Origin of the sequence: Frankia tisae, from assembly GCF_025403405.1 — a bacterium.
GTDB lineage: Bacteria > Actinomycetota > Actinomycetes > Frankiales > Frankiaceae > Frankia > Frankia tisai.
Genome location: NZ_JANEZT010000010.1, coordinates 17,318 through 40,726 on the forward strand (window position 1 = coordinate 17,318; position 23,409 = coordinate 40,726).

Sequence of the window (23,409 nt, forward strand, 5' to 3'; positions counted from 1 at the left end):
TGCGGGTGCCGCCCCGTCGCGGACCCGCGCTGGCGCGACGCCCCGGGGATCCGAAGGCGATCTCCATCCGCGACGTTGATAGCTGACTGAGTTATATACGAAGCGTGCGCCTGCCGCAGTGGCGAATCGGGCCCCGGTGGCGCGGCCAGGTGACCTCGACGGTCGATCGGAGCGCAGCCACCTGCGGCGAGCGACTACCGTCGGACCCAGGCCCCCGCTTGGCACCAGGGCCGATGCCCGGACGGACCGGGCGCTGTAGGGGGATGCGGATGAACTCGACCACTGGATCTGACCACGCGACGGAGCTGGCCGACGCCGGGAACCCGGACCAGGTGGGTAACCCGGACGACGCCGGGAATCTCGCCGAGGTGAGGAACCCGGACCCGGGCCAGGCCGCCGTCGTGACGGCTGACGTGACCGCCGACGTGACCGCCGACCAGGCCACCGACCAGGCCGCCGTCGTGGCCGCCGAGGCGGGCACTGACGTGGCCGGCTTCGCCGAGCTGGCGCTACGGCCCGCGCTGTTGCGCAGCCTCGCCGCCCTCGGCTACGAGGAGCCGACGCCGATCCAGCGGGAGGCCGTTCCACCTCTGCTCGCGGGTCGTGACCTGCTCGGCCAGGCTGCGACCGGCACCGGGAAGACGGCCGCGTTCGCGCTCCCCCTGTTGCACCGCCTGACGGACGACCGCGACGGCAACAACGGCCCGCAGGCCCTCGTCCTCGTCCCGACCCGGGAACTCGCCGTCCAGGTGTCCGAGGCGATCCACCGGTATGGTCGGGATCTTGGCGCCCGGGTCCTGCCGGTGTATGGCGGGGCCCCGATCGGCCGGCAGGTACGCGCGTTGGTGCAGGGGATCGACGTGGTGGTCGCCACACCTGGGCGCGCGCTCGATCACATGGGCCGCGGGACGCTCCGCCTCGACAACCTCCACACCGTCGTCCTGGACGAGGCCGACGAGATGCTCGACATGGGCTTCGCCGAGGACATCGAGGCGATCCTGGAGCAGGCCCCGCCGGGCCGCCAGACCGTGCTGTTCTCGGCGACGTTACCGCCACGCATGAACGAGATCGCCCGTCGTCACCTGCGCGATCCGGTCCGCATCCAGATCGGCCGCGCGGCGCCGGAGCCGGGCGCGGCGCCGCTCGTTCGGCAGGTCTCCTACGTCGTCCCGCGGGCGTACAAGACGGCGGCGCTGGGCCGCATCCTCGACGTCGAGGCACCCCGATCGGCAATCGTGTTCTGCCGCACCCGGGAGGAGGTCGACCAGCTCGCCGACTCGCTCAACGGCCGCGGCTACCGGGCCGAGTCGTTGCACGGCGGGATGAGCCAGGAGCAGCGGGAGCGCGTGATGGAGCGCCTGCGCACAGGAACGGCCGATCTACTCGTCGCGACCGACGTCGCCGCCCGCGGCCTGGACTTCGAGCAGCTCACGCACGTGGTGAACTACAGCGTCCCGTCGGCGCCCGACTCCTATGTCCACCGGATCGGCCGGGTCGGGCGGGCCGGCCGCGAGGGGGTGGCCATCACCCTGGCCGAGCCGCGCGAGCACCGGATGCTCAAGACGATCGAACGGGTCACCCGGCAGCGGATCGCCGTCGAGAAGGTGCCCACCGTCGCCGATCTGCACGCCCGACGGCTGGAGATGACCCGGGCGGCGCTGCAGGAGAGCCTGCTCGAGGACGATCTGGAACGATTCCGGGTCGTCGTCGAGACCCTCACCGACGAGTTCGATCCCATGGAGATCGCGCTCGCCGCAGTGAAGCTCGCCCACGACGCCAGCCACGTGCCGGACGGCGACGACGACATCCCCGACCTGCCACCCACGACCGGTGGGCGCGGCGAACGGGCCGGCCGCGACAGCGCCGGCCGCGACAGCGCCGGCCGCCGCGACCGGCGGCCACGGCCGACGAGCGGTGGCATGGCCCGGTTGTTCGTCGGCGCGGGCCGCGGCGCCGGCGTCCGGCCGCAGGACCTCGTCGGCGCGATCACCGGGGAGACCCAGCTATCGGGCCGCGACATCGGCGCCATCGAGATCGCTCAGCGGTTCTCGCTCGTCGAGGTTCCCGACGGCGCAGCCGACGAGGTGATCGCGTCGCTGCGGGGAACCACCATCAAGGGTCGTCGGGTCGCCATCCGCCGCGAGCGCCAGGAGATGTAGCCGGCGCCCGCGGCGGGGCCGAGCCCGGGGCTGGCGGGCCCGGGGCTGGCGGGCCCGCTGCTCTTACGAGCCGGTGAGCAGCATCGCGCCGGTGAAGGGGCCGACCGCGTTGGCCCACAGCGCGACCTCGGCGTCGGCGACCTGGCGCTCGCCCGACTGGCCGCCGCGCAGTTGCCGGGTGGCCTCGATGCAGAAGTTCGCGCCGTGGCGGCGGCCCACGTTGCACGCGCCGCCGTCGGTGTTCGTGGGCAGCGCGCCGGTGAGGCTCGTCCCGCCGCTGCTGACGAAGGGACCGGCCTGCCCCGGCTCGCAGACCCCCAGCGCCTCCAGCCACTGCAGGGTGATGACGCTGAAGCCGTCGTAGAGCTGGGCGCAGTCCAGGTCGGCGGCGGTCAGCTCGGTGCGCGACCACAGCTCCTGCAGGCAGTGCACCGGGGACGTCCGGACCATGTCGGGCAGCAGCTCGAAGGTCATGTCGTGGGTGGCCGAGAGCGCGGTCGCCTCGACGAACACCGGCTTCTGGCGCAGGTCACGGGCCCGCTCCTCGGTGGTGAAGATGACGGCCGCACCCGAGTCGCAGGGGTAGTCGCAGTCGAGCAGCCGCAGCGGCTTGCTGATGTAGGGCGCGGCGAGGTAGTCCTCGGCCGTCAGCGGCTCCCGCATCAGCGCCTCGGGGTTCTTCGCGGCGTAGCCGCGCTGGGTGACGGCGAAGTTCGCGAAGTCCTCCTCGGTCGCGTCGGACTCGTGCAGGTAGCGGTTGGTCAGCAGACCCGCCCACTGTGCCGGCATCAGGTCGCCGAACGGGTGCTGGAACTGCGCGTCGAAGGCCATCCCGGTCCCGCCGGCCCACAGGTTGGCCCGGCTCGGCTGCTGCAGGATCACCCGCATGGCCACCACCGTGTCGGCCTGGCCGCTGGCGACCGCGTGGGCGGCATGGATGGCCGGGCTGATGAACGCCGGCGAGATGCCGACGTCGAGATGCCAGCGCAGCGGCGAGAAGCCGAGCATGTGCGCGAAGTCGATCGGGTTGCCGCCCCAGGTGGTCAGCCCGTCGATGTCGGCGGATTCGAGACCGGCGTCCGCGAGGGCGGCCCGCGCAGCCTGGGCGGCATGGTGGCGTTCGCTCAACCCCGTGCGACGCCCGGCGTCGGAGTAGCCGACGCCGACGATCGCGACCCGGCGCCCGGCCATCACGCGAGGCTCCCCGCGGGCGCGAACACCGGGATCGTGAGGTCCGGGGAGAGGTCCTCGAAGGTGACCTCGACCGGCATCCCGAACCGCACGTCGGGCTCGGCGATCCCCACCAGGTTGGACAGCATCCGCAGGTCGGCCTGCTCGGCGAGCTCGATCGACGCGAGCAGGTAGGGAACCCGGTCGGCGAAGAACGGATGGAACGCCCGGCGCGTCTCGGTGAAGCTGTACACCGAACCCCGCCCGGACACCGGCTCGAACGCCAGGCGGAAGGAGCCGCAGCGCCGGCAGACCGGCCGCGGGAGGTGGATGAACAGACCGCAGTCCTGGCAGCGCTGGAGCTCCAGCCTGCGCTCCCGCGCCGCGGCCCAGAACGGCGCGCTCAACGCGTCGATCACCATCTCGGGGGGCGCGGGCCTCACTAAATCTGCCTGCTGCGTCATGTCAGCTTCGTCCTCTCGCCTCGGGCGCCGGGGGCGGCTCGGCCTGGGACCAGAAGACCATGGCAGCAACCGCCCCGTCAGCGCGCCGAAGACAGCCCACGCCGATCATGACCGACGACAGCGTTGCCGGCACTTGCTCCCACAGGCACCGTAGTTCGGCGCGTCGTCCCCGAGCAAGGAGCCCGCCACACCGCGGACCCGCCGATGCACCGGCGTCAGGGCGCGAGCTGTTCCACGCTGGCCCCGACGGCCTTGTACGTCACGGCGGCCCGCTGGTCCAGGCTCAGCAGGGTCGCCCGGTGCTCGGCGGCGGTGAAGGCGATCAGGGCGTCATAGGCGGGCCCGCCGAGGATCTGACTGGTTGCCAACCTGGCGAGGAGGTCCCGGTAGCCGGCGTCCGACAGGGGCAGGAACGGATCGGGGAACCGCTCGGCGAGGAACGTGTGCACGAGCGATGGCTGGGCCCGGTGCGGTGGAGGCAGACGGGTCAGGACGGAGTAGGACTCGACCGCCGCGTGCGCGATCAGCCGCGGCCGCGTGGCCAGGGCCTTGCGGGCGAGGGTGTGGTGCTCGTGCCAGCTCGCGAAGGCGGCCACCACGACGCTCGAGTCGACCGCGTTCACCGCCGGGTCCGTTCCAGCGTCTCGCGCACCTGGTCGGCGGTCAGGACCGGCATGTCGACGTCCGCCACGGCGACCACGCCGTCGCCTTCGTCGACGAGCGTCATCGGCGTGGGTGCCGGCACGATCTCCAGCCGTCCGTCCCGTTCGGCGATCTCCAGCGGCTGGCCGGCCGTGAGGCCGAGCGCGTCGCGCAACGCCTTCGGAATCACGACCCGCCCGGCAGCATCGATGGCAGTTCGCATGCCATAAATCTACCATTCTCCGACCGTGACGGGTCCGCGAATCTGGATCACCGCTCGGCCACGTCGTAGCGGCCGGCGATCCCGGTGGCGAGCAGTTCCAGGCCCAGGCGGAATCCCCGCTCGTCGGCTCCCAGCACGCTCTCGATGTCGGCCAGCCGGCTGAGCTGGGGGTACTCGTCGGCGGGAAGCCGCCTGTCGTGGGTCGGCGCCGCGGCCGGGGCGCCGCTGACCCCGCTGGCCCCGCTGGCCGCGCTGGCCGCGATAGCGGATCGCGCCGCGTGCTCGAAGGCGACGAAGGAGCGGGTGTAGTTGAAGCAGACGTTGTAGACCTCAGCGGCATCGACCAGGGGCAGGCCGGCGCGCATCAGCAGCCCGATACCGGTGTCGAGCCGGCGGAGCTGGGCGGGGGTGAGGGCCGCTCGGATCACGAAGGTGGGGGCGTACAGCACCACCTCGCGGTAGACCGGGAAGCTCTCCATCAGGTCCCGGTAGGCGGTGAAGTAGGTGATGAGTTCGTCGCGCCAGGGGCCGTCCCCCGCGGGCGGCAGCTGGCGGTGCAGGTCGGACATCACCTGGTCCGCCAGGGCAGCGAGCAGGTCGTCCTTGGTGTCGAAGTACCGGTAGACGCTCATCACGCCGCAGCCGAGCCGCCTGGCCAGCGCCGGCATGCTCAGCCGGGCTAGGCCGTCGTGCGCGGCGAGGTCCCGCGCGGCCGCGACGATCTCGCCGCTGCTCAGCGAGCCGCGCTCCCGCCGGCGTCGCCCGGCGGTCGGCGGCTGGATGCCTTCGGCGGATTCACGCACGCCCGCCATTGTCGGGGCTCCGCCCGAAGGGTGCGCTGTCACGGCCCCGCCCGAAGGCTGCGCCGCGCCGGACCGCCAGGTCTGGCGGGCGCGCCCCGGGCGGGGCCGGAAGTCACGGGCGGACGGGCCGGGTCTGGGTGATCGTCGTGCCCCAGCTGTGCAGCGCGGCCCCGTGCAGACCGCCGAGCCCGCCCGCGACCATCACGAGGACGTCCTCGGGCCGGCGGGTGAGCGGGACCCGCCCGCGCGCGTCCACCCACCCGATGTCCTCATACTGGCGCTGATGCTGGCGGGGGAACTCCGACAGCGGGATGGAGGCGTGCTCCCACAGGATGCGGCGCACGTCGTCGACGTCCGGGTACGCCCTGCCGACGAGCGCGGCCCAGACCGGGTTGAGCGCGATGACGACCTCGGCGAACGAAAGCTGGACAAGGTAGCCGTTGGCCCCGGGATGGGCCAGCGCGCGCCCGACGAACTCGAGCAGCACGTCGGCGTCGGTGGCCACCACCTCGCAGATGTTGGCCGTCCCCATCGTGCCGAACGCCGTCACCGCGTCGCCCGCCGCGCCGCGGCGCTCGGCGAGCGGCGCCCACGGCGAGCGTTCCTCCCATTCCCCGAAGACGATGCCGCTGACCCGGCCGGGCTGGCCGAACGTGCTCTGCGAGGTGACGCCGACCCGCTGGCCGGCGACGTTGCGCATGACCAGCTGCAGCGCGCGCCCGATCGACGCCGCCCGCCCGTCCGCCCCACCGAGGCAACCGGCGCCGAACGGGATGCCCAGCGCGTGCCGCTGCGCACCGTTGACGATCAGGGCGGTGGTCACCGACCCGGTCGTGGCGTTCAGGGCGTGCAGCTCGTAGCCGGGATCGGCGACGGCCTCCACCGCGGCGCGCAGCAACGGCAGCGCGGCGGGCGGCGCGCCGGCCATCACCGCGTTGACGGCGAGCTTCTCCGCGGTGACGGCAGCCTGGGACGGCGGCAGCACGCCGATCACCTCGTCCGGCGGCGTCCCCCACTCGGCGAGGTAACGCGCCACCCGCTCGGGCGTGGGCGGCACCAGCGGCAGCCCGTCGCTCCAGCCGCGCTCGCGCGCGAGGGCGTCGAAGGCCTCCTGGTCGGCGGGCACCTCGTGGACCACGCTCGACAGCGCCGGGGGCGCGGACCTCGGGGTGCCCACGGTCGCCGTGGTCGCCGTGGTCATCGGACGACCGCCCCGATGGCGTCGAGCAGCGCCGGGAACGAGGAGCGGGCGTACTCGCGCACCTGCTCCTCGGGCAGGGTGTTCAGCGACGAAGGCAGCTCGACCAGGCGCAGGCCCGGCCGGCCGTTGTCGGCGGCGAGGGTGCGCGCGAGGCCGACGAAGTGCTCGGTGGCCGCGACGACGGTGGGCAGCCCGCGGTTGAGGGCGTTCAGGCCGTCCTTGACACTCCACGAGGTGCACGAGCCGCAGTTCGCCAGGCCCGAGATGACGGCGTCGACCCCGCCGACGAAGGCGTCGTACTCCGCCTGCCTGCGCTCGCCCTCGGCGCCCTTGAGCCCCTGGGCCCGCCGCCACGTCGTGACGATCGCACCGGCCCGCTCCAGCTCGGCGATCCACTCGTCGACGGTCTGGTCCCACGCCTGCCACAGCACGTCGACCCGCACCCCGACACGCCGGCCCCGCAGCGGGCCGAGATCCGGCCCCGGGTCGGGGTCACCGGGAACGACGCCGCCGGTGGGGTCCAGCACGGTGATCGACGAAGGCGCCGGACCGGCGGGCGCGGCGCCACCGTCACCGGCGGCGCCACCGTCACCGGCAGGGACCGGCTGGCGGGAGTCGTCGATGCGCACCGCCGTGAGGCCGGGCAGGGCGCTGCGCAGCCGGGTCTCGACCACCTGCCGTAACTGGTCGGGCGGCAGGGCGCAGTTGTCCCCGCAGTCCGCGTCGTCGAGGCTGAACGACAGGTCCACCGTGCCGGTGCGCTCGTCGACCGCGCTGAGCGCGAGCGTGCCGCCCTCGCTGCCCAGCAGCGCGGCGAGCTCGGCGACGGTCCTCGCAACCGAGGCGTGTCGCACGCCCTGCACCAGGCCCGTCATGCCGCGACCCGATCGCGGGGCGGCCAACAGCCCGCGGCCCCCGTCGTTACCGATCCGTCCATGGCGTCATCCCATCGTCGTCCGGGGAGTGGAGGCGCTTAGCGTAAGCCTTACGCTAGACGGCGTCCAGGGGATCGATCGACGGCGGCACGCCGTCTCAGAGCGCGGAGGGGGAGTCGGGGGCGGAGGCGACCGGGCGTGCCGGGCGCAGGCTGTCGATGAACAGGTCGAGCTCGGGGCCGAAGTCCGGCCGGCACTCGTCGGCGGCCATGACGGGCAGGATGACCCGCAGGTGCGGTAGTTCCTCGCTGCGCGCCGCGATGCGCAACCAGTCGTCGATCAGGTCGGCCTGGTGCGTCTGCGCGCCGGCCGGGCTCGCCGTCTGGACCAGGACGGCGCCGAACAGCAGCCCGGTCAGCGACCGGAAACGGCGCACGGCGGTCGGCTCGTCGAGCCCGGCGTCGAGAAGCGCGCCGAAGAACGCGTCGAAGACACGCAGCGCCAGGACCGAGCGCGGGTCGGCCTGGTTGGCGACCACCGCCCGGGCCACGACCGGATGGGCCGCGAACGCCGCGAACATGCCATTACCCAGCAACCGCAGCCGCTCGTCCCAGGCGAGCGCGGGATCGGGCAACGGGACGGACTCGTAGATGCGCGCCGCGAGGCCGTCGAGCAGGTCACGCTTGTTCGCGACGTGGTTGTACAGCGACATCGCCTCCACCCCGAGCTCGGCCGCGAGCCGGCGCATCGTCAGATCGGCCAGGCCGCGCTCGTCGGCAAGCCGTAGCGCGGCGTCGAGAACCGTCCGCCGGCTCAGCGTCTGACGCGGCACGGATCCCTCCGAGACGAGGTGAGCGGAGCCTGGGATCGGCGGCTGGCACTGGCCAGTGGGTGGCATTGGTCGGCGGGCGTGATATTACCTTACTTACCTTGTAAGCTTACGGGATAAGTACAGGTATCAGTGGAGGATTCCGTGGACGCCGAAACCCTGCTCACCACCACCCGTTCGGTCCGCCGCAAGCTCGATCTGGACCGGCCGGTGGAACCCGAGGTCCTGACGGACTGCCTGCGCATCGCCCAGCAGGCCCCGGCCGCCGGCATGCTGCGCTCGAACCTGCGCTGGATCGTGGTGCGCGACCAGGCCCTGCGGGAGAAGATCGCGGCGCCGATCCGCGAGGTGGGCCGCGAGTCCCAGGCGACATACGGGCACCTGGTCGACGCCCGGACACTCGCCTCGGGGAAGTACCTGCTCGACGCGCTGCACCGCGTCCCGGTGCTGGTCGTGCCGTGCATGCAGGGCCGCCCCGCCGGCGGCAACGGGGAGCTGTCCGCCTTCTACGGCTCGGCCTACCCGGCGATCTGGAGCTTCCAGCTCGCCCTGCGCGCCCGCGGCCTCGGCAGCACCATGGTCGGCTACCACCTGATCGGCCGCGAGCGGGAAGTCGCCGACATTCTCGACATCCCCGACGACGTCACCCAGATCTCGATGCTGGCCGTCGCCTACACGACCACCGACACCTTCCACCCCGCCGACTGGCCCCCGGTCGAGGAGATCACCTACCACGACGGCTGGGGCCACCCAGCCTAGTCCGCGTGTCGAATTATGATCTGTCAGCCTAGATCCCCGGTTGCCAACCAACCGTCCGCGGTAAGCCTCACCCCGCCCGATTCTTCATCGCCTCTGTCAAGGCATCCGGCGGTGACGGAGGTACCGCGGACGCGCACCTCGCCGACGGACCGTTCCGAAAGCGCACGGCCCGTCGGCGGATCGGCGACACATACTTCCAGCCCGGGGACCGCCGGACCAAGCCGGACCAGCCCGCGCGCCCGGGCACGGTCCGTAGCTGGTACGGCAATATGCTCGCCAGCAAGAATGCCGGCGTCCGCCTCGTCAATCCGCAGTCCACGCGTCGTGGGCATGGTGACGGCAAGAGTCGCCTCCGCCAATCCATAGGCAGGCAGGAACGCGTCTCTGTCCAGGCCATGCCGCGCCGCTGCGGCAAGAAACCTCTCGATGGCCTCCGGATCGATAGGCTCCCCGCCGCACAGGGCGACCCGCACCGACGACAGGTCCAACGTCGGCCCGCTCTCGAGCAATCTGCCCGCCAACGCGTAGAACGAAGGGGTCCGCACGCGTTGTGGGCGCGGCCACCGAGAGGAACGACGGCCGCGTACGCCTCCGAGAATGGCAGTAGCGACCAGCTGTGGTACAGCATCAGCCCACTTCGTTGTCTTTGTGTAGTGTCACTTTTTGTGACACAACGCGGCTCCGACTGCCTCACCGACTACTTTTCGCAAGTCTCCATGGAAGCTAGTGCAGGCATATACGGACCGTCGACACCTAGAGTGAGCAGGACTGGATCAACGTCGCACCAACGATGACATTCCGTAATCGCTATGACTTGGGTCACCCGCTGGAGTATTACAGCTTCGAAACATGACCAGATCGGTGCCATGAGAATGCCTGGTGCCGCGAGGCACGACGTTGACCATGCGTGCCCGATAGCTGTTCCTCGTGGTCACGGCCCTGGTCGGCACGTCCAGCGGGGAGAGGAGGGGAGATTGCCGCCTTTGTCTCGACTGAGAGCACCGCCACCGCGTCGGCCGCCGCCCCGACCCGCCTTCGCCTGGGCACCCCGGCCGCATCGGTAAGAACCACTGGCGGCCCGCGGACAATGGCGGCGCAGCGGGTGACGGCTCGGCCAGGGAAGATGGTCACGGTCCGCAACGTGTAACAATCGGTAGGTAGGACACGCCGGACACGGACCCGTTTGGGGGAGGAGCCTGTTGACCCTGGCCCCGGACCCGGCTCAGGCACCGGTCGCCGCGCGGTGGCGGCCGTCGCGGGCGGGCATCCTCAACGTCTACCAGTACGGCGATGAGACGCTGCACTTCGCCGGCGGCCGCCTGCTGCTGCGCGGGGTCAACGGGTCGGGCAAGTCGACGGCGATGAACATGCTGCTGCCGTTCCTACTGGAGGCCGACACCCGCCGGATCGATGCCGCCGGCGAGCAGACCGGCGTCCTGCGTTCGTGGATGCTCGCCGACACCGAGGAGACGCAGCGCACCGGTTACCTGTGGATCGAGTTCGCCCGGCCGGACGACGAGGTCCCCGGCGGGGTGCGTTACCACTGCTTCGGCTGCGGCATCCGGGCGAACCGCAGCACCGATCGGGTCACCTCCTGGTGGTTCTCCACCCCCCGACGGGCCCGGATCGACTTCTCCCTCACCGCCGACCGGACCCCGCTCACCATCGATGCGCTGCGCGCGGAACTCGGCGCGGACGCCGTGTTCGCCAGGGCCGCGGACTACCAGGACGAGGTGTCCCGGCGGCTGTTCGGTGGTGCGAACCCGGCCGGCTACCTCGCGCTGCTCCATCAGATTCGCAACCCACGGGTCGGCGACCGCATCGACGCCGACCTGCCACAACGCCTGCGGGAGGCGCTCCCGCCGGTGCCCCAGGACGCCATCGCCGATGCCGCCCAGCCGCTGGAGGATCTCGAAGACCACCGGCGCAACGTCACCGCGCTGGAACAGACCGACCGCGCCCTGGGCAGCCTGTTCGACACCTACCGGCACTACGGTCGACGGGTGCTGCTGGCCACGGTGGCGCAGGCGGCGACCGCGGTCAGCACGGCCCGCTCGGCGGCCCAGCAGCGGGGGCGGTTACGCACCGCGGCCGAGACTGCGGCCGAGACCGAACGCAGGCTCGACGCCCAGGTCGACGCGCTGGCGAAGGAGCAGTCCACGGCGCAGGCGCGGCTGACCGGGCTGCGCAACTCCGCCGCCTACCGCGACCACCAGGCTCTGCTCGCCCGCGAGCAGCATGTGGCGGACCTGCGGACGCAGGCGACGCGGATGGCGGCGCAGCGGACGAACGCCCAGCGTCGGGTCGGCGTGGCCGCGACGACGGTGACCGCCCGGCGGGCCCGCGTCGACGGCGATCTGGACCGGATCCGACTCGGCTTGGCCGAGCTCACCCGGCAGGCTCTGCCCGCGGCCGTCCCACTGCGCCTGCCGGACCCACCGGTACTGCTGGTCGAGCCCCACGCCGGCGGGGTGGAGGGACCGCGGCCGGGCGTCGACCCGCTGGCCGATCTCTCCCTGCGGCCCGCCGCGGACGCACTGCGTCGGCGCCGCCAGGAGGTGCGCGATGTGGACGACCTGCTGCGGGGCGCGCACAGTGCCGACAGCGCGGCCGCGACGGCGAACGGTGTCGCCGAGACGACCGGCGGCGAGGCCGACCGGGCGCGCGAGAGCGCGGCGAAGGCCCGTACCGAGGCCGAGGCGGCCGGGGAGCGCCACCGCGCCGCGGTGCTGGACTGGGCCGGGCGATTCGGCGAGCTGCTGCGGGCGGTGCCGCCGGCCGAGCCGGCTGGCCCCGCGGGTTGGCTGCCCGTGCCACCCGCGCCCGACCCCGGCGGTGACGAGCTGCGGGCCGTTGCACGCGCCCGCGTCGACGCCGCGGCCACCCAGGCGGCCGATGCCGCGGAGGCGCTGGCCGCGGCCGTGGCAGCGGCGGGGGTCCGCGTCGAGGCGGCCACCGCCGAGGCCACCCGGCTGGCTGCCGAGCTGGCCACGGTGCGGGCCGCCGCCGAGCTTCCGCTGCCGCGAGGTGGTTGGCGCGCCGCGCAACCGGCGGACGCCGCCCTGTTCGCCTCGCTCGTCGACTTCGCTCCCGGTCTCGACGACGCCGCTCGCGCCGGTCTGGAGGCGGCGTGCGAGGCGGTCGGGCTGCTGACGGCACGGGTGCTCGACGACGGCAGCGTGCTGGCGGCGACCGGCGAGCTGCTCGTCGTCCCGGGACCCGCGGTGGCGCCGAATCTCGCCGCCGCGCTCGTCCCGGCGTTGCCGGTCGGGGCGGCGGTCGGCGCGGACGCCGTGCGACGGGTCCTGGAACATGTCGGGCTGGGCGCCCTGGCCGGAACCGCGCTGTGGGTGGACGTCGACGGCGCCTTCGCCGCGGGACCGCTGCGCGGCAGGCACGTCAAGACTGGTGCCGAGCATGTCGGCGCGGGTGCGCGGGCCGCGGCCCGGCAGCGCCGGATCGCCGAGCTCGCCGCGGCGCTGGACGTCGCCGAACGGGGCCGCGACGTCCAGCGGAAGACGCACGACACGCTGCGCCGGCACGCCGACCTGCTGCGCGCCCACGCCCGCACCGTGCCGTCCACCGCGCCAGTCGACGACGCGGCGGCGGCCGCCTTCGGCGCCACCGGCGACGCCCGGCGCACCGCCGACCGGGCCACCGAAGCGCGCGAGGCGGCGGTGCGCGCCGAACGCGCCGCCGAGCAGACCTGGGCACGAGCCCAGACCGGCGCCGCGGCCGCCCGGCTCCCCCTCGACGGCGACGCGCTGGCCGGCGCTGCGGCCGCGGTCACCGACGCCCAGGCGGAGCTGGACCGGATGCCGGGGCGCGTGGAGGCCGCCCGGCGTTCCCTCGACGACTGGGCGGCGGCCGTCGCGGCCTTCGTCGCGGAGTCCGACACGCTGACCAGGGCCGCCGAGGAGGCCGCCGAGACGGGGCTGGCCGCCGAGACGGCCACTGAGGAGCTGGCCGCGGCCCGCGCGGCGCTCGGTGAGGAACCGCGCCGGGTTGCCGAGCAGATCATCCAGCTTGACGCCCGGCGGACCCAGATCGACGGCGAGCTGGCTGCCGCCCGCCGTGCCCACACCGAGGCGTTCGGCATGTCGGTGTCGGCGCGGGAGAGGGCGGACAGCGCCGCGGATGCCGCCGAGCGGGCCGAGCGGGCCTGCCGGGACCAGCGGGCGGAGCTGCTCGCCGTGGCCACGGTCGACGGCCTGCTCACGGCGTCCGCCCGGCAACGTCCGAGCGGCACCGAGGCCGAGAACCAGGACGGGCAGGCGGCGCAGGAAGGCCCGGCGGCCCAGAGCGGGCAGGTACAACCTCCGGCGACCCCGGACACCATCGACGGGACGTCTCGGCTGGTCTCCTGGCTGCGCGAACGCGTGCCGGAGCCTGAACGCGACGTCAGCGAGGACGCCCTGCACCGCTCGCTGCGCGCCATCCGGGACGGCCTGGGCGCCGGCTGGGACGCCGAGTCCCGCCGCGGCTCGGACGGCGCGCCGCTGGCTGTGGAGGTCTCCGGCCCGTACGGCCGCCGCGTGCTGCCCGACGCCACCATTCAGGTCGCGGCCGACCTGCGCCGCGCCCGGGGGCTGCTCACCGTCCAGCAGGACCAGGCGCTGCGCAACCTGCTGCACGGCCGGGTCGCCCAGGAGGTCGCCCGCGCGCTGTTCGACGCCCGGGAGCTGATCGAGCGGATGAACGCGGTCCTCACAGCGGTGACGACCAGCCAGGGCATCGGCGTCCGGCTCGACTGGCGGACCCGCGGCAACCTCGACCCGGCCACCGCCACCGCGCTGCGGCTGCTGGCCAAGGACCCGGACGCGCGCACCGCCGAGGAGGACGCCGCCGTGCGCGCCGCGGTCGCCGGCCTCGTCGACGAGGAGCGCCGCGGTCGGCCCGAGGCGTCCTACCGGGATGTCATCGGCGACGTGCTGGACTACCGGAGCTGGCACGAGCTGCGGATCTACCTGTGCCGGCCGGGGCGCGCCGACGAGCTGCTCGGCCGGCGGACCCGGCTGTCGGAGGGGGAGAAGAAGCTCGTCACCTACCTGCCGATGGCGGCGGCGGCTTCCGCCTCGGCGGCCGCCCACGATCCCCACGGCGTCGGCGCACCCCGGTTGATCCTGCTCGACGACGCCTTCGCGAAGGTGTCGGAGGACAATCACGCCCGGCTGTTCGGCCTGCTGGTGAGCCTGGATCTCGACTTCGTCGTGACGAGCGAGCGATTGTTCGGCACCCACGCGGACGTGCCCGAACTGTCGATCATCGAGGTGCTGCGCGACCCGGACCTGCGCACGATCGCGCTGGTCCACTACCACTGGGACGGCCGGGCGCGCACCGAGCTGGCGGTCGCGTCCCGATGAGCGACGCCGAATCCGCCGGGTCGAGTGGTGCCACCGGCGTGGGCCGGGGCGAGGTGCACGCCTCGGTGTTCGCCTACGTCACCGAGAGCCCGGACTACCGGGTGATCCTTGGGATCTTTGCGGGAACCTTCTTCGCCGAGCTCACCCCGGACGACGTCACCGCCCGGCTCGCCGAGGCAGGCGTGATCCTCCCGATCGAGACGGTCGCCGGTCGGCTGGAGAAGCTGCGGGAGTGGGGCAACCTCGACGTGTCGGCGTCGGTGGGCACGGTCAGCACCGTCGCCGACTACTACCGGCGCCGAAACCGTTATCTCATCACTCGGATCGGGCAGGAGGTACACGAACTCGTCGAAGGCGTACTCGCCCAGGTCGACGACGTCCGCGACGTCTCCCTCGGCCGGCTCGACGCGCTCGCCGCCGCGCTGGAGGCGTTGCTGCGGCTCGACCTCGACCGTGCCGACCCGGCGGTGCTCGCCGACCACGTCCGGGCCGTCTTCGATCCGCACCGCGCCTTCTCCGCCGAGATCACCCAGTTCTTCGCCGCGATCAACCAGTGGCAGTCGCGGTTCGACCTCGACGAGACCGAGTTCGCGTTCTTCTCCGAGGTCCTCGTCGGCTACGTCGGCGAGCGGCTGGAGGCGCTGGAACGCCGGGCCCGACCGATCGCCGCGCTGCTCGCCGTGCTGGCCCCGAACGTGGGCGTGCTGGTGGCCCGGGCCCGCGACGGCCTGGCCGCGCGGGTCGCCGAGGCGGGCCTGGCCGGGGTGCGGGTCCGAGCCGAGCACGGCAGCAGCGCGGCGGACTGGGAGAATCTCACCGCCTGGTTCCTCGGGCGGCCGGGCACCCCGAGCCGGGTCGCGACCCTCGGCCACGACGCGGTGAACGCGGTGCGCACCCTGACCCAGAACCTCACCCGGCTGTCCCGCTCCGGCGTCGGCGGCACCTCCCGGCGGGCCGACTACCTGCGCCTCGCCGCCTGGTTCTCCCAGGCCGGCCGCGACAACCCGCAGGAGTCGCACCGGCTCGCGGCGGCCGCCTTCGGCCTGTTCGGCGCCCGGCACCTCGCCGCGGCGGCCGGCGACGAGACCGACCCCGTCCCATCCGCCACGTCGTGGTGGAACGCACCCGTGGCGCAGGTGCCCGTCAGCCTGCGCCAGCGCGGCGACACCACCAACCGGGGCCGCTCCGGACAGATGCTCGACCGTTCGCGGGAGCGGGCGCACCTGCTGGCCCGGCGCCGGGCGGCGGAGGAGCGGGCGGCCGCGGCGCGCCAGGAGCTGCTGGCCGCCGCCGGCCCCGACGGCGCGCTCGGTGACGGCACCCCGCTGTCCGAGGCGGCGCTGGCCCGCCTGCAACGCCTGCTGGGGCCGGCCGTCGCGGCGATGGGGCCGAGCCGGTCGAAGGGCGAGGCCGAGGCCGATGGGTTGCGCTGCGTCGTCGAACGCCGCCCGGGGCAGCCGACCACGCTGCGCACCCCGGTGGGCACTCTGACGGTGCACGACCTCGCCCTGACCCTGCTCCCGCTCCGGGAGGTGTGATGGCGGGCGACGACCCGCAGCGGGCCGGCGAGCTGGCGGCCGCCGGACGGGCGCTGCTCGCCCGGCCCTGGCGCCCGGCCGAGGCCGACCGGTCGCTGTTCGTCCTGATCCGCCGGCATGCCGACGTGCTCGACCGCTGGTTCACCCAGCGGCTGGGCTACCGGCTCGTCGTCGGCGCCGACACGGCCCGGCTGGTCAAGTCCGGCTACGTCCCGCCCGACCGGCCGCTGCGCACCCGCACCGACCATCCGTTCACCACCGGCCAGTATGTCGTGCTCGCCCTGGTCCTGGCCGCGACGGCGGCGGGCCCCGACCGGATCAGCCTGCGCGACCTCGTGCTGCAGGTGCGGTCCGCGGCGGCCGACGCGGAAATCGCCCTGGACGGTGCCGCGGGGGAACGGCGGGCCCTCGTCACCGCGTTACGGTTCCTCGTCGAGCACGGCGTGGTGCGTGAACTGGACCGGTCGGTCAGCGGCTACGAGACGGACGAGGGCGCGGACGCCCTGCTGGAGATCCGCAACGACCGGTTGGCGATGCTGCCCGCGCCCGCGCTGGTGGGGGCACGCTCGGCCGCGGACCTGCTGGAACGGGCCGGGGGCGAGGGGCGCGGCCGGTCGGCGCTGCGCCGGCGGCTGGTGGAGGACCCGGTGGTGTACGCCGACGACGTGGCGCCCGAGGACTGGGCGGAGCTGCGCCGGCGCTTCGGCGAGGAGGCCCGCTACTGCGAGGAGATGTTCGGCCTGCTCGTCGAGGCCCGCGCCGAAGGGGTCGCCGCCATCGACGTCGACGGGGGATGCAGCGACGTGGCGTTCCCCGCGGGCGGGACGACGGCGCACGCGGCGCTGCTGCTCCTCGAGGCGCTCGTGGCCCGCCATCGCGGCGGCGCCACCGTGGACGCCGTCGACGACGAGCTCGACGATCTACTCGACCGGTACGGCCGGTACTGGCGCAAGGACGCCGTGGCCGACCCGGCGCGGCTGCGCGACGAGGCCGTGGCGCTGCTCGCCTCGATGGGGCTGGTCCGGTGGGAGCCCGACGGCCGGTTGTGCCCCCGTCCCGCCGCCGCGCGGTTCGCCGCGCACGTCACCGTCAGCGAGCCTCGAAGCGAACCGCCGGCAGGCGAGCCCGAGCAGACAATGCTGCTGTGAGGCCACCGACGGCTCCGAGCGATGCCGAGGCCGACGCCCAGCCCACCGAGGCCCAGCCCACCGAGGCGCACCCGTTCCTGGCCGATCCGGCGCTGCGCCCGCTGTGGCAGGCCGTCGCGGCGGCGCTGGACCGCAACGGCCTGGACTGGCGCGGCCGGCTCGCGCTGCCCGCCCTGCCGGCCGAGGGACGCCGCCGCCTCGGGGTCATGGTGGAACGGCCCGTGCCCGCGGGGCGCCGGGCGCTGCCGCTCGCCGACGTGGCCGCCGCGGTCGAACGGCTGACCGGGACCGGGCTCGTCGAGACGCTCACCGCCCTCGGATGCGCGCCGCGCGGGCGCCACGAGGCGGCGCTGGTGCGGCGCGAGGAGTCCCGGCGACGCCGGGCCGCCCTGGACACGGCGGTCGAGACCCATCTTGCGACCATCCCGGGGCCGGACCGGGATCCCGGCTGGACGACCGGCCAGACGACCGGTTCAGCGGCTGGCTGGGCGGCCGACTGGCGGGACGCGGCCTGGTCCGACGGGCTGTTCGCCGGCCGCGTGCCGGACGAGGTCACCCATCTGGTCCGCACGGTGGCGGCGGTGCTCGCGCACACCGGCTCGGGGCTGAGCCGTGGGGAGATCGCCGCCAGGGAATGCGGCGACGCCCACGCGCTGGACAGCTCCGCCCGGCTGGCCGCCCTGGTCACTCGGGCCCTGGTGGCCCGAGATGGCCCAGCCGGCGAGCGGGCCGCCTGGGAACGCGCCGGCATCCCGCTCGACCTCGTCTCCGCGCCGGTCCTGACCTGGGCACTGCCGCTACTCGGCGACTCGGCCGCCGCCTCGGCCGCGCGGGCGATGACCGCCGCCGGGCTGCCCGTGCACCTGACCCTGCTGGCGCTGCGCGCGGCGCCGATCGCCGTCGTCGCGGGCACGCCCGTACTCGTCGTCGAGAACCCCCGGCTGGTCGAGGCCGCGGCCCGTCGCCGGCTGCCCGCGGCGGTGCTGTGCACGGGCGGCAACCCGGCGACCGCCCCGTCGGAGGCGATCGCCCGGCTGCGGGCGAGCGGCGCGGAGCTGCGCTACCACGGCGACTTCGACGCCGCCGGCCTGGCGATGACGGCGCGGGCCCTGGCGGCCGGCTGCACCCCGTTCCACATGTCGGCCGCCGACTACACCGCGGCCCTCGCCGCGGCCCTCGCCGCGGACGTGGACCTTCCCCGCGACCCGGCCCCGGCCCCGGACACCCCCTGGGATCCCGATCTCGCGGCGGCGTTCGATGACACGCGGGCGATCGTGCACGAGGAACGGGTGATGGACGAGGTACTCACCGCCCACGGCCGCGCATTCCCGCAATGACTCCACCACGCCAAGTCGCCGGCTATATGGTCAGGCGATGGGTTTCGATCCGGTGAGTGTGCCTGCCATCGCTGCGCTGATCTCCGCAGTGCTGGCGGGGACGACGAGTGAGGCGGGCGGCGCGGCCTGGCGTGCTCTCGTCGGCCTGGTCCGCCGTTCGTTCGGTGCAGGTCCGCTCCAGGAACGGATCGTTCGCGATGATCTTGATTCCACCGACGTCGCTTTCCTGGCGCAGGCGTTGGCCGACCGGGCGGATTCCGACCCCGCGTTCGCGGCGGCGTTGCGGCGCTGGTCGGTTCAGGCGACCGCGCTGGCCGGAAGGAACGACAGCGTGACCAACCAGATCGGTGGTGACGCGGTCATCGAGGGCGACGTCATCCAGGCCCGCGACATCTCCGGGCCCATCACCTTCGGCCACCGAGGGTAACGTCGGCTCGTTTTACCGAAGGATCAATCGCTGTCATCAGGCGGTGGCGGTTGACGAAGAATACCGCCCGGCCCGGCGACGCTCCCCGTCAACTCATTGTGAATCCGTCCGCGCTCCGCGGACGGATCGCTGCCGACGCCGTTCCCGGACAGGTCCGCCATCCGTGCCCCCACCCGACGCGCTGTCCGGCCCGTATGGTCTGCGCCCATGTCCCGCCGGGCCCCGCCCCACGATCGATGCTCTACGCATCCCATCCGCCACGCTCACGCACACAGGGGTGAAGTGGGGATGATCTCGGATGGGTCCGTGGGCGCCCGAACCGATCCGTCACGCCCGATTCGGCCGGCATAGATTCAGGGGGCGCGGACTTGGGGGGCACGGACTCGGGCGGAATCGGTTCGGCGACCGGGACGGCCGGGATGCGGGACGACGAGAGGTGATCTCCATCGATAAGCGGTGGCTTCAAGTCCTGCTCGGGCCGGAAGTGATCTCCCGGTCGACGCGGACCGCATCCCGCGCGGTTCTGATCGTCGTGCACAACGTCACCGCGCTCACCCGACTGCTGGACGTTCTCCCGGCCTTTGCCGGCGACACGCGGGTGCGGCTGCTGTTCACCGTCATCGACGGATCGCCGTTCGGTCCGGGCGCGGCGGATTTTCTCGACGATATCGGGGCCCGGGCGATTCCCTGGGAGAGCGCGGTGGCCAGCCGATTCGACCTGGCGGTGGCCGCGGGTCGGAGTGGCGGCCTGCACCGGCTCTCCGCACCACTGGTCGTTTTTCCGCATGGCGCGGGATACAATAAGTACAGGAAACAGGAAACAGGAAACAGGAAACAGGAAACAGGAAACAGGAAACAGGTTTACGGGTTCGCCTACGATCAGCTTGTCCATGACGGGCGGGTGGTACCGACCGCGATCGTGCTCTCCCACGCCGAGCAGCTCGACCGGCTCGGTCGCGCCTGCCCGCAGGCCCTTCCCGCGGCGGTCGTCGCCGGCGATCCCTGCTACGACCGGATGCAGGCGAGCCGGCACCGCCGGCGTGAGTACCGTGGCGCGCTGGGCGTCCGTCCCGACCAGAAGCTGATCGTCCTGACGTCCACCTGGGGCCCGGGATCGCTGCTGGAGCGGGCGCTCGAGCTGCCGGCGCGCCTCGTCGCCGACCTGCCGATGGACGAGTACCGGGTGGTCGCGGCGATCCATCCCAACGTCTGGGCCCATCATGGCGCGCTCGAGGTGCGGCGCTGGCTCGCCGAGGCGAGCCAGGCCGGGCTGCTTCTGCTGCCGCCGCGGGAGGGCTGGCGCGCCGCGCTCATCGCCGCCGACCTGGTCGTCGGCGACCACGGGTCGGTCGGCGTGTACGGCGCGGCGCTCGACCGGCCGGTGCTGCTCGCGGCAGGGGAGCCCACCGAGCTGGACCCGGCCGGATCGACGGCGCGGCTGCTTCGCCTCGCACCCGCGCTCGAACCTGCCTACCCGTTGCGGCGTCAGATCGACGAGGCGATTGGTGGGCACGTCCCGGGCCGCTACGCCGAACTCGCCGCGGGGACGTTCGCTCTTCCAGGCGAATCCCTGACGACGCTGCGTTCCCTGCTGTACGGGGTGATGCGGTTGCCCGAGCCGCCTGGACCGGCTCGGGTCGCCAGTGTCGACCCACCCGAACCGGAGGGGCGCGCCCCGACCGCCATGCTGGTGTCGACGCAGGTGCGGGCACAGGCGGCCGGCGGCGATGTGATCGTCGAGATAGCCCGGTTTCCGGCCGCCGCCGACAGGCCGTGGCCAGCCGAACCACCCGGTGCGGACGTGCACCTTGCCGTCGACGTCGCCGACTCCGACCTCGGCCTGCTGGAAAGCGCCGACGTGCTGCTCAGGTGCCGCCAGGCCGTGGGATTCCCCGCACGTGAGTGGACGGCGAGCGCGCTGGCGGACTATCCGGGCTGCCGCATCGCCGCTGACGTCACCACGGCGGGCCGCTGCGTGCTGCGCCTACGCGGCGGCCCGGCCATTGAGGTCCACCAGGACGACGGGCCGTCCGGGCGGGAGGACCCGGTGGCGATGGAGGTGCTCGCATCCGTCATCTACGCCTGGGTCGTCGGCGGTCGACCGCTCGCCGCCCTGGCCCGCGGAGTGGACGTCCGCCTCGGCGTCCGGCACACCCGGGTCCGGGCCACCGCGCCACCCTGGTGACGGGGGCCGGCCGCCGTGGTCGCGGACCCGCCATGGCCGCGGGCCGTGGCACGGCCAGAGGTCAGGATGCGGGTCGCTCTCCCTGCAGCAGCCGCCGCACCTGTTCCGCACGCGGACTCGCGGCCTCGGTAAAGATCGCAAGAGCCGCCTCGAGGTGCGCGCGCCACCGAGCCTCGTCGCCAGCGCGATGCGCGACGTCGGCGAGCAACTCCAGCGCGAGAGCGACCTGGAAGGGGATGTCCCGCCGGCGCATGATCGACGATGCCTCGGTGAGTACCTGCTCGGCCTGCTGGTACCGCCCGAGGTCGCGGTAGGTCTCACCAAGACTGATCAGCACCCGCGCGCGGTTGCGCTCGTCGCCCACGGCAACGAATCCGGCGACCGCGTCAGCGAGGACGTCGACCGCCTCGTCCCGGCGGCCCGACCGGCTGAGCGCACGGCCCAGGTGGTGCGTCTGCAACGCGACCCCGCGCGGGTTACCGATCTCGACGTTGACCGCCCTGGACTGCTCGAACGCCGCAATCGCCGCGGGGTACTCACCCTGCTCGAACCGGGCCCGCCCCGCGAACTCGACGACGGACGCCGCCAGCCGGCGGTCCGCCGCGGCGCGGGCCAGAGCCAGCGCGGCGTCGAGCTCGGCATGCGCGGCGTCGTAGAGTTCGAGCTCGACGAGGGCCCGGCCGAGCTGGCTGCGCATCCTCGCCTCGGCGGCGGGGTGGCCGAGGCGATGGGCGGCCTCGACCGCCAGCTGGTGTGTCTCACGCCAGTCCGCGTAGTGCTTGCGGTTGTAGTAGAAGGCCCACAACGCCTCGCACAGGACCCAGACCATCGTGTCCCAGCCGCGCCTCGACGCCGCCCGCACACAGCCCAGCAGGTTCAGCCGCTCGGTCTCGAACCAGCGCAGCGCGTCCGCCGGGGAGTCGAACGGCGGGAACTCGGCCGCCGCCTGGCGCGCCCAGATCTCGTCCGCCAGCCGCAGCCGCGGCCCGAGCACGGCCTGGTCGGCGAGCACCGCGCGGCGCAGATACACCTCGATCATCCGGTGCAGCCGGCGGTCACGGTCCTCGACCGGATCGTCGGTCTCGGCGCGGCGCAGCGCATGCACCCGGACCAGCTCGTGCAGGCGGAGGCGGCCGCCCGCCTCGTCCACGTCGACCAGGTTGGCGAGCACGAGCAGGTCGAGCGTCTCCGCCACCTCGGCGGCCGGCTGCCCCAGGGCCGCCGCGGGGACGGCGACGTCGAACTCCAGCCCCGGATGCACGCCCAGCACCCGGTACAACGCCTGGGCCCGCTCGGGGAGGTCCAGGTACCCCACCTCGAAGGCGGCTTCGACCACCCGATCCCCGTCCCTGGAGAAACGATCGAGTCGCCGCCGCTCGTCGCGCAGCCGCTCGGCCACGGTGGCGATGCGCCGCCGCGGCTGGCCCTTGAGCTGCCCGCAGACCGCCCGCAGCGCGATCGGCAGCCCACCGCACAGCCGCACCACCTCGGCGACCGCCTCGGGTTCGCGGCGCGCCCGGTCGACGCCCACCATCTCGCCGATCAGCTCCGCGCCGTAGCGGGCGTCCAGCGGCCCCAGCGTCACCAGCTCGGCACCGTCGTCGAGCAGCCCCTCCAGCCGCAGGTGACTCGTCACGACCACCACGCTCTCCGCCGACGCGGGCAGGACCGCCGTCACCTGCGACGCCGTCGCCACGCCGTCGAGCAGAATCAGCAGGCGGCGGCCGGCGGCGCGGTGCAGAAAGGTGGCCTGCAACCGGCGCAGCCTGGCAGCCTCCCTCGCGTCCTGTCCCGCCCCCGCGCTGGAGCCCGCGCTCGCGCTGGAGCCCGCGCTCGCGTCTGGCCCGTCCTCGTCCGTCCGCCGCCGTGGCCCGGGTGGGTCGTGCGGGTCACCGCCGAGCGCCTCGATGAACTGCTCGAGCACCTCGCTGGCGGCGACGGCGCCGCGCCCCGACTGCCGGCCGAGATCGAGGTAGAGCTGGCCGCCGTCGAACCTGTCCCGGATCTCGTGCGCCCACCGAGCCGCCGCCGCGGACTTGCCCACCCCGCGCAGCCCGCTGAGCAGGACGACCCGGGGACTGGGCACGTCCCCGATCCGGCTGACGATGTCGTGGAACGCAGCCCGTTCGGCCGTCCGGTCGACGAACACCTCTCTGACGGCGGGCAGCTGCCCCGGCACAACCGGCACGAGCGGTGCCGCCCCGTGGATGTGGATCTCGCCGATGTCCCGGGCCTGCACGAGGTGCCCACCCGTCCGACCGGACGCCTCGTTGCGCACGCCCGCGC

At 73.7% G+C, this 23,409-nt stretch carries 18 protein-coding genes; 8 read left to right on the forward strand and 10 right to left on the reverse strand.

The features are described 5' to 3' along the window. Positions 1–269: 269 nt before the first annotated feature. Positions 270–2,159, forward strand: coding sequence for a DEAD/DEAH box helicase (locus NBZ85_RS02080; RefSeq protein ID WP_261554011.1), 1,890 nt, complete (start codon positions 270–272; stop codon positions 2,157–2,159). A 63-nt stretch (positions 2,160–2,222) separates the two neighbouring features. Here the strand turns inward: NBZ85_RS02080 and NBZ85_RS02085 are convergent, their stop codons facing one another. The 8 genes from NBZ85_RS02085 to NBZ85_RS02120 all read right to left on the reverse strand — a co-directional run bounded on the left by NBZ85_RS02085 (position 2,223) and on the right by NBZ85_RS02120 (position 8,369). Continuing rightward, positions 2,223–3,350, reverse strand: a complete 1,128-nt coding sequence (locus NBZ85_RS02085; RefSeq protein WP_261554030.1) for a thiolase family protein — start codon at positions 3,348–3,350, stop codon at positions 2,223–2,225. After that, a complete protein-coding gene (locus tag NBZ85_RS02090) occupies positions 3,350–3,793 on the reverse strand; it encodes a Zn-ribbon domain-containing OB-fold protein (protein WP_261554010.1) in 444 nt (147 codons plus the stop codon). Before NBZ85_RS02090 ends, NBZ85_RS02085 begins: the two co-directional genes overlap by 1 nt. A 215-nt stretch (positions 3,794–4,008) precedes the next feature. Continuing rightward, positions 4,009–4,416, reverse strand: coding sequence for a type II toxin-antitoxin system VapC family toxin (locus NBZ85_RS02095; RefSeq protein WP_261554009.1), 408 nt, complete (start codon positions 4,414–4,416; stop codon positions 4,009–4,011). Beyond that, positions 4,413–4,658 carry an AbrB/MazE/SpoVT family DNA-binding domain-containing protein gene (locus NBZ85_RS02100; protein WP_163554560.1) on the reverse strand — a complete coding sequence of 82 codons (246 nt, stop codon included), beginning with the start codon at positions 4,656–4,658 and terminating at the stop codon, positions 4,413–4,415. The genes NBZ85_RS02095 and NBZ85_RS02100 overlap by 4 nt, the downstream gene beginning before the upstream one ends. Positions 4,659–4,705: 47 nt before the next feature. After that, on the reverse strand, positions 4,706–5,470 hold the full coding sequence (locus tag NBZ85_RS02105) for a TetR/AcrR family transcriptional regulator (protein ID WP_261561432.1): 765 nt from the start codon (positions 5,468–5,470) through the stop codon (positions 4,706–4,708). A gap of 103 nt (positions 5,471–5,573) precedes the next feature. Continuing rightward, the gene (locus NBZ85_RS02110; protein WP_261554007.1) at positions 5,574–6,662 is read right to left on the reverse strand and encodes a leucine-rich single-pass membrane protein 2; all 1,089 of its coding nucleotides are present in this window, start codon (positions 6,660–6,662) and stop codon (positions 5,574–5,576) included. Further along, positions 6,659–7,537 carry a UGSC family (seleno)protein gene (locus NBZ85_RS02115; protein ID WP_261554006.1) on the reverse strand — a complete coding sequence of 293 codons (879 nt, stop codon included), beginning with the start codon at positions 7,535–7,537 and terminating at the stop codon, positions 6,659–6,661. The genes NBZ85_RS02110 and NBZ85_RS02115 overlap by 4 nt, the downstream gene beginning before the upstream one ends. 157 nt (positions 7,538–7,694) lie before the next feature. After that, positions 7,695–8,369 (reverse strand): TetR family transcriptional regulator, encoded by a 675-nt coding sequence (locus tag NBZ85_RS02120; RefSeq protein WP_261561433.1) that lies wholly within the window; start codon positions 8,367–8,369, stop codon positions 7,695–7,697. A gap of 141 nt (positions 8,370–8,510) precedes the next feature. Between NBZ85_RS02120 and NBZ85_RS02125 the strand changes: the two genes are divergently transcribed. Beyond that, positions 8,511–9,125 (forward strand): nitroreductase family protein, encoded by a 615-nt coding sequence (locus tag NBZ85_RS02125; protein WP_261554004.1) that lies wholly within the window; start codon positions 8,511–8,513, stop codon positions 9,123–9,125. 23 nt (positions 9,126–9,148) lie between these two features. Here NBZ85_RS02125 and NBZ85_RS02130 read toward each other — a convergent pair whose 3' ends face one another. Beyond that, positions 9,149–9,670 (reverse strand): AMP-binding protein, encoded by a 522-nt coding sequence (locus tag NBZ85_RS02130; RefSeq protein ID WP_261554003.1) that lies wholly within the window; start codon positions 9,668–9,670, stop codon positions 9,149–9,151. 654 nt (positions 9,671–10,324) lie between these two features. Here NBZ85_RS02130 and NBZ85_RS02135 point away from each other — a divergent pair. From NBZ85_RS02135 to NBZ85_RS02160, 6 genes are all read left to right on the forward strand, one after another. Then, entirely contained in the window at positions 10,325–14,488 is a 4,164-nt protein-coding gene (locus NBZ85_RS02135) for a TIGR02680 family protein (protein WP_261554002.1), read from the forward strand. After that, a complete protein-coding gene (locus NBZ85_RS02140) occupies positions 14,485–16,026 on the forward strand; it encodes a TIGR02677 family protein (RefSeq protein WP_261554001.1) in 1,542 nt (513 codons plus the stop codon). The genes NBZ85_RS02135 and NBZ85_RS02140 overlap by 4 nt, the downstream gene beginning before the upstream one ends. Then, entirely contained in the window at positions 16,026–17,174 is a 1,149-nt protein-coding gene (locus NBZ85_RS02145) for a TIGR02678 family protein (RefSeq protein WP_261554000.1), read from the forward strand. Before NBZ85_RS02140 ends, NBZ85_RS02145 begins: the two co-directional genes overlap by 1 nt. After that, the gene (locus tag NBZ85_RS02150) at positions 17,171–18,511 is read left to right on the forward strand and encodes a DUF2399 domain-containing protein (RefSeq protein ID WP_261561434.1); all 1,341 of its coding nucleotides are present in this window, start codon (positions 17,171–17,173) and stop codon (positions 18,509–18,511) included. The genes NBZ85_RS02145 and NBZ85_RS02150 overlap by 4 nt, the downstream gene beginning before the upstream one ends. Before the next feature lie 52 nt (positions 18,512–18,563). After that, a complete protein-coding gene (locus tag NBZ85_RS02155; protein ID WP_261553998.1) occupies positions 18,564–18,938 on the forward strand; it encodes a hypothetical protein in 375 nt (124 codons plus the stop codon). 436 nt (positions 18,939–19,374) lie between these two features. Then, the gene (locus NBZ85_RS02160) at positions 19,375–21,123 is read left to right on the forward strand and encodes a hypothetical protein (RefSeq protein ID WP_261561435.1); all 1,749 of its coding nucleotides are present in this window, start codon (positions 19,375–19,377) and stop codon (positions 21,121–21,123) included. A gap of 61 nt (positions 21,124–21,184) precedes the next feature. On the opposite strand, the gene NBZ85_RS02165 is transcribed toward NBZ85_RS02160, so the two are convergent. Continuing rightward, positions 21,185–23,409, reverse strand: a 2,225-nt coding sequence (locus NBZ85_RS02165) for a tetratricopeptide repeat protein (RefSeq protein WP_261561436.1), incomplete at its 5' end; no start/stop codon positions are given.

Coding starts and splice junctions, on each gene's coding strand:
- NBZ85_RS02145 (WP_261554000.1), top strand. CDS start 16,026: ATGGCGGGCGACGACCCGCAGCGGGCCGGCGAGCTGGCGGCCGCCGGA.
- NBZ85_RS02090 (WP_261554010.1), bottom strand. CDS start 3,793: ATGACGCAGCAGGCAGATTTAGTGAGGCCCGCGCCCCCCGAGATGGTG.
- NBZ85_RS02105 (WP_261561432.1), bottom strand. CDS start 5,470: ATGGCGGGCGTGCGTGAATCCGCCGAAGGCATCCAGCCGCCGACCGCC.
- NBZ85_RS02115 (WP_261554006.1), bottom strand. CDS start 7,537: ATGACGGGCCTGGTGCAGGGCGTGCGACACGCCTCGGTTGCGAGGACC.
- NBZ85_RS02100 (WP_163554560.1), bottom strand. CDS start 4,658: ATGCGAACTGCCATCGATGCTGCCGGGCGGGTCGTGATTCCGAAGGCG.
- NBZ85_RS02085 (WP_261554030.1), bottom strand. CDS start 3,350: ATGGCCGGGCGCCGGGTCGCGATCGTCGGCGTCGGCTACTCCGACGCC.
- NBZ85_RS02110 (WP_261554007.1), bottom strand. CDS start 6,662: ATGACCACGGCGACCACGGCGACCGTGGGCACCCCGAGGTCCGCGCCC.
- NBZ85_RS02080 (WP_261554011.1), top strand. CDS start 270: ATGAACTCGACCACTGGATCTGACCACGCGACGGAGCTGGCCGACGCC.
- NBZ85_RS02140 (WP_261554001.1), top strand. CDS start 14,485: ATGAGCGACGCCGAATCCGCCGGGTCGAGTGGTGCCACCGGCGTGGGC.